Source organism: Bradyrhizobium sp. STM 3809 (assembly GCF_000239795.1).
In the GTDB taxonomy this organism is placed as follows: Bacteria; Pseudomonadota; Alphaproteobacteria; order Rhizobiales; family Xanthobacteraceae; genus Bradyrhizobium.
Genome location: NZ_CAFJ01000077.1, coordinates 1 through 5,377, shown reverse-complemented (window position 1 = coordinate 5,377; position 5,377 = coordinate 1). Strand labels below are relative to the sequence as shown.

4 protein-coding genes are annotated in these 5,377 nt (G+C 66.9%); 1 reads left to right on the top strand and 3 read right to left on the bottom strand.

Translation table 11 applies throughout. The annotated features are described in order from the left end of the window. From BRAS3809_RS03720 to BRAS3809_RS03710, 3 genes are all read right to left on the bottom strand, one after another. Nucleotides 1-859: isocitrate/isopropylmalate dehydrogenase family protein (locus BRAS3809_RS03720; RefSeq protein ID WP_035655216.1), on the bottom strand; the 859-nt coding region annotated here is incomplete at its 3' end. Nucleotides 860-997: 138 nt separating this feature from the next. Then, nucleotides 998-2,065, bottom strand: coding sequence for an alcohol dehydrogenase (locus tag BRAS3809_RS03715; RefSeq protein ID WP_008960769.1), 1,068 nt, complete (start codon nt 2,063-2,065; stop codon nt 998-1,000). 237 nt (nt 2,066-2,302) lie between these two features. Next, nucleotides 2,303-3,421: a CaiB/BaiF CoA transferase family protein gene (locus BRAS3809_RS03710; RefSeq protein ID WP_502685658.1), complete on the bottom strand. Its 1,119-nt coding sequence runs from the start codon at nt 3,419-3,421 to the stop codon at nt 2,303-2,305. A 299-nt stretch (nt 3,422-3,720) separates the two neighbouring features. On the opposite strand from BRAS3809_RS03710, the gene glgA reads away from it, so the two are divergent. Next, complete coding sequence (gene glgA, locus BRAS3809_RS03705; RefSeq protein WP_035655215.1) at nt 3,721-5,136, top strand: glycogen synthase GlgA; 1,416 nt, start codon at nt 3,721-3,723, stop codon at nt 5,134-5,136. Nucleotides 5,137-5,377: the final 241 nt, after the last annotated feature.

Below are 5,377 nucleotides of genomic sequence, written 5' to 3'. Positions count from 1 at the left end.
TATCGGGCGCGGTGCCGTGGCAGGGTTGGAAGACGGCGTGCCGATCACCGATATCGGCCGAGGGCGCCATGCCCATGCCGCCGACCAGGCCGGCGGCGAGGTCGGACAGGATGTCGCCGAACATGTTCTCGGTGACCAGGACGTCGAAATCCCACGGGCGCTTGACCAGCATCAGCGCGCAGGCATCGATGTAGAGACGGTCCGTCTTCACATCCGGATGAAGCTGAGCGACCTCGTCGAAAATCTTGCGGAAGTAGGCGAAGGCCTTGAACACATTGGCCTTGTCGACACAGCCTAAGGTGCCGGAGCGGCCGCGCGCCTTGCGCCGCTCGGCGAGCTTGAAGGAGAAGTTGAACAGCCGCTCGGAGGTCTTGCGGGTGATGACGAGGGTCTCGCGCGCCTCCTCATGTGTCACCTGACCTTTGCCCATCGAGGCGAACAGGCCCTCGGTCGATTCGCGGATCACGACGAAATCGATGCCGCGCTCGGCGGCGCCGACGATCGGACTCGGCACGCCCGGGATCAGCCGGGCGGGCCGCACCCCGGCATAGAGGTCGAAATGGAAGCGCAGCTCGATCTGCGGCGCGATTTCGGTGTTGTCGGGATAGCGCACCGACGGCAGCCCGCAGGCCCCGAGCAGGATCGCGTCGGCCTCCTCGCACAGCCGGATCGTGGAGTCCGCGATCGACGCGCCGGTGGCGAGATAATTGTTGGCGCCGGCCTGAGCCTCGGTGAAGCGGAACGACAGGCCGGCCCTGGCCTCCACTTGACGCAATACTTCAAGGGCCGGCGCCATCACCTCGGGGCCGATGCCGTCGCCGGGGAGGACTGCGATGTGGAGGGCGTTGGTCGAGGGCATGGGGCGAGGCTTTCTAGATCAAGAAGCAAAACTGTGTCATGCCCGGGCTCGACCCGGGCATCCATCACTCCAAGCAATGCGGCGCCAAAGACGTGGATGGCCGGGTCAAGCCCGGCCATGACGAGGAGAGAGCGCGGACTACGGCGTCAGCACGGCGCGGCCGACCAGTTGGCCCTTCTGCAGCTCGTGCAAGGCATCATTGGCCCGGGCGAGCGGCATCGGGGTCACCGGGATCGGCGCGATATTCTTGGCGCGGACGAGGTCGAGCAGTTCCTTGGTCTCGCGGAGATTGCCGACATAGCTGCCCTGGATCGTCACCGCCTTGATCGGGATGAGCGGCAACGCCCAGGGCGCGCCGCCACCGAACAGGCCGACGATGACGAGCTTGCCGCCCTTGGTCAGGCAGTCGAAGCCGAGCTGCGCGGTGGCGGCATTGCCGACCAGGTCGATCACCGCGCGGATCGGCTCGCCCGCGGCCTTGTTGAGCTGCTCCAGCGCATCCGGCGCCTTGCCGTCGACGGCGGCCAGCGCGCCCGCCGCCAGCGCCGCCTCGCGCTTGCGCGCGTCGATGTCGACGACGATGGCGCCCTTGCCGCCCATCGCCTTGAGCAGCGACAGCGCCATCAGGCCGAGGCCGCCGGCGCCGAAGATCACGATCGGCGTGTCGAAATCCTTCTCGACCTTCTTCAGCGCGCTGTAGGTCGTCACGCCCGAGCAGGCATAGGGCGCGGTGGTCACCGGATCGAGGCCCTTGAGATCGATCAGGTGGCGCGGATGCGGCACCGTCATGTGGTCGGCATAGCCGCCGTCGCAATAGACGCCGAGCGAGGCCGGCTTCAGGCACATGTTCTCGTCGCCCGCGAGGCAGGTCGCGCATGTGCCGCAGCCGATCCAGGGATAGACCAGCGCGACGTCGCCGACCTTCAACCCGCCCTTCTCGGCCTCGGTGACATCAGGGCCGAACGCGACGATCTCGCCCGCGCTCTCGTGGCCCATGGTCCGCGGCAGCGAGACGCCGCGATCCTTCAGCGACAGCGGCTTGCGGCCATGGCCGAGATCGTAGCCGCCTTCCCAGATGTGCAGATCGCTGTGGCACACCCCGGCGGCCTTCACCTTGATCAGCACCTGCTTGCCGAACGGCTGCGGCGTCGGCTCGTCGACCTCGCTCAGCGGCGCGTTGAAATCGGTGACCTTGAAGCTCTTCATGGTTTCACTCCCGTGGTCCGGTTGCTGGCGGGACCGGACGGCATCATGACGGGACAGGCGGGCGACGGCTCGCGCTGACGCGAGCGGGCCCAGGCATCTCCTCCCGGCACGGATGCGTCCGGCGGATCCGGACTGTTCTTGCGATGTCGGAGACATTGGCCGGAAACGGGCGGAGCAGCAAGGCCGCCCGCATGGCGCGTGCTCATGGCTGCCCTGCAGCCTTTTGCCTCAGCGCAGTCAGCCATTCTCCCGCACGCCCGCAGCCACCTCGCGCAGCACATCGGTCGTGTGTTCGCCCAGGCTCGCGGCGCGCGGACCGGCCGCGACCTTCGCCTCCGACATCCGGAACGGCAGGTTGACGACCTTGAAGCGGCCCGCGTCGTCTTCGACCTCCGCCAGCGCGCCGCGATGCGCGATCTGCGGATCGGCCAACGCCTCGGCGACGCTGCGATAGGCCGAGCTCGGCACGCCGCCGGCGTTCAAGGCCTCGACGCATTGCGCGACGCTGAGCCGGGCCGACCAGGCCTCGACCCCATCCATCAGAGCCCCCCAATTGGCCCGCCGGTCGGAATATTTCGCGAACCGGGCATCGCTCGTCCATTCGGGATGGCCGATGACGACCATCAGGTTCTGGAACGTCTTCTCGCTGGCGATCGCGATCATCACATAGCCGTCGCGGCACGCCGCCGGGCCGAAGGTCGGCCGGGACGGCTGGACAACCGGGAATTGCGACCATTGGATCTCGTTCAAGGTCAGGCTCAGCATCGATTCCAGCATCGAGCAGTCGATGTGCTGGCCGCGGCCGGTGCGCTCGCGCTGGTACAGCGCGGAGGCGATGGCGCCGAAGGCGTAGGTCCCGGTGACGACGTCGGCATGATAGATGCCGCAATAGTCCGGCCGCTCGCGCCCCGGCTGGTAGGCGAGATGCGCCATGTCGTAGCCCGAGGCCGCGTGGATCACCGGCGCGTAGGCCGGCAGTTCCGCCGACGGGCCGGTCTGGCCGTAGCCCGAGATCGAGCAGTAGATCAGCCGCGGGTTGAGCGCGCCGAGGGCGGCGTAGTCGAGCCCGAGCCGCTGCATCACGCCAGGCCGGAAGTTCTCGACCAGGATGTCCGCGTCCGCGACCAGCCGCCGCACCGCCTCGACGCCGTCAGGCGACTTGAGATCGAGCACGACACTCTTCTTGCCGACGTTGAGCTGACCGAAAGCGGTGGAGCAGCCATGCCGCATCGGCGGCCGGGTGCGCATGGTTTCACCTTCGGCTGACTCGATCTTGATCACCTCCGCCCCCATATCGGCAAGCATGCGGGCACAGTGCGGACCGGCGATGGTGGTCGAAAAATCCAGCACGCGCAGGCCGTCGAAGGATCCTGTCAAACGGCCCTCATGCTCTCGGTCTAGACTCACGCGCGCAGCTCCCTGTTGTCAGCGTTTCTTCTGTGGCGGACGTGGCCAAAATCGACAGAAGGCCACCTCGTCCGCGCGGATTAACGAAGCGTAAGCCATCGGACGCCGTGCCCGTCTTGTCCAGATCGAACCATTCGATACCGAGCGCGTTTGGCCTTTCGCCGCGATGCGGCATCGCTTTTTGTTGATGGCTGAATTTGGACCCTTTCTTGCATAGGACGAACATGGGGCTTGATCGAGGACATCTCTTGCGGGTTCTGTTCGTTACGACCGAAATGGACGATTTCGTCCGGGTGGGCGGACTGGCTGCGGTTTCCGCGGCACTTCCCCGGGCACTGCGCTCACATACCGACGTCAGGATCATGCTGCCCGGCTATCGGGACGTGATCGAGCAACTCACACATATCGAGATCGTCGGCCGCTGCGATCCCCTGGCGGAGATGCCGGGATGCGCGCTCGGCCGATCATCCACCCGCGACGGCCTGCCGGTCTACGTCCTGCTCTGCGACGAGCTGTACGACCGGCCGGGCAATCCCTACGGCGACGAGAGCGGCCAGGACTGGGCCGACAACGACATCCGCTTCGGCCGGCTCGCCGCGGCGGCCGCCGAGCTGGCCGCCGGCACGCTCGACAAGAGCTGGGCGGCGGACCTGGTTCACGCCAATGACTGGCAGGCGGCGCTGGTCCCGGCCTATCTGGCGTGGCGCGGGGTCGACGTGCCCTCGATCCTGACCATCCACAATTTGGCCTATCAGGGCCTGTTCCCGCGCGAGTCGCTGCGCCGGATCGGCGCACCGGAATCCTCGTTCCACATCGACGGGCTCGAGTTCTACGACAAGCTCTCGTTCCTCAAGGGCGGCCTGGTCTATGCGTCGCACCTGACGACGGTCAGCTCGACCTATGCCAAGGAGATCACGACGTCCGAGCTCGGGTGCGGCCTGGAAGGCCTGCTGCGGCAGCGCTCCAATGCGCATGAGCTGACCGGCATCCTCAATGGCATCGACGAGAGCTGGGATCCCCGCTACTGCCAGCAGTTGGCGCAGCCCTTCGGCGCCGGCGACTGGGACGGCAAGAAGGCCAATGCCGACTACGTCCGCAAGCAGTTCGGCCTTGCGGTGTCGCGCGGCCCGATGTTCGGCATCGTCGCACGGCTGGTGCATCAGAAGGGCATCGACCTCGTGCTGGAGGCGGCCGACGAGATCGTCGGCGCCGGCGGCCAGATCGTCGTCACCGGCACCGGTGAGCCCGCGATCGAGCGCGCCCTGATGGACGCCCACCGCCGCCGCCCGGATTCGATCGGCGTCGCGATCGGCTTCAACGACGCCCAGGCGCGTCGCATCTTCGCCGGCAGCGACTTCACCCTGATGCCGTCGCGCTTCGAGCCGTGCGGCCTCAGCCAGATGTATGCGCAGCGCTTCGGCTCGCTGCCGATCGGCCATCAGACCGGCGGCCTGGCCGAGACCATCACCGACGGCGAGACCGGCTTCCTGTTCGAGAAGCCGTCGGCGGAATCGTTCCTCGGCGGGGTCAAACGCGCCTTCTCGGCCTTCCGGCGCACCGAGCAATTGAACGCGATGCGGCTGTCGGCGATGGCGCGCTCGTTCAGCTGGAACCTCTCGGCCGCCTGCTACAATGCGCTGTATCGCAAGATGCTGGCGTCCTAGCGACGCGTAGCCCGGATGAGCGCAGCGACATCCGGGTTCTCACGAGCTGTGGAGATGAACCCGGATATCGCTGCGCTCATCCGGGCTACGGTCAAACAACAAACGTCAAACAGCAAAAAGCCCGGACGAGGTCCGGGCTTTGTCATGGCGCAGAGCGGCTGAGGTTACGCCGCGCGCACCGCTTCGAGGAAATTGCCGACCTCGCGCTTGAGGCGATTGGAGTCGCCGGCAAGCGATTTGG

Bases quoted from the DNA above. Each gene is read 5' to 3' on its own strand.
- BRAS3809_RS03715 (WP_008960769.1), bottom strand. From the start codon at position 2,065: ATGAAGAGCTTCAAGGTCACCGATTTCAACGCGCCGCTGAGCGAGGTC.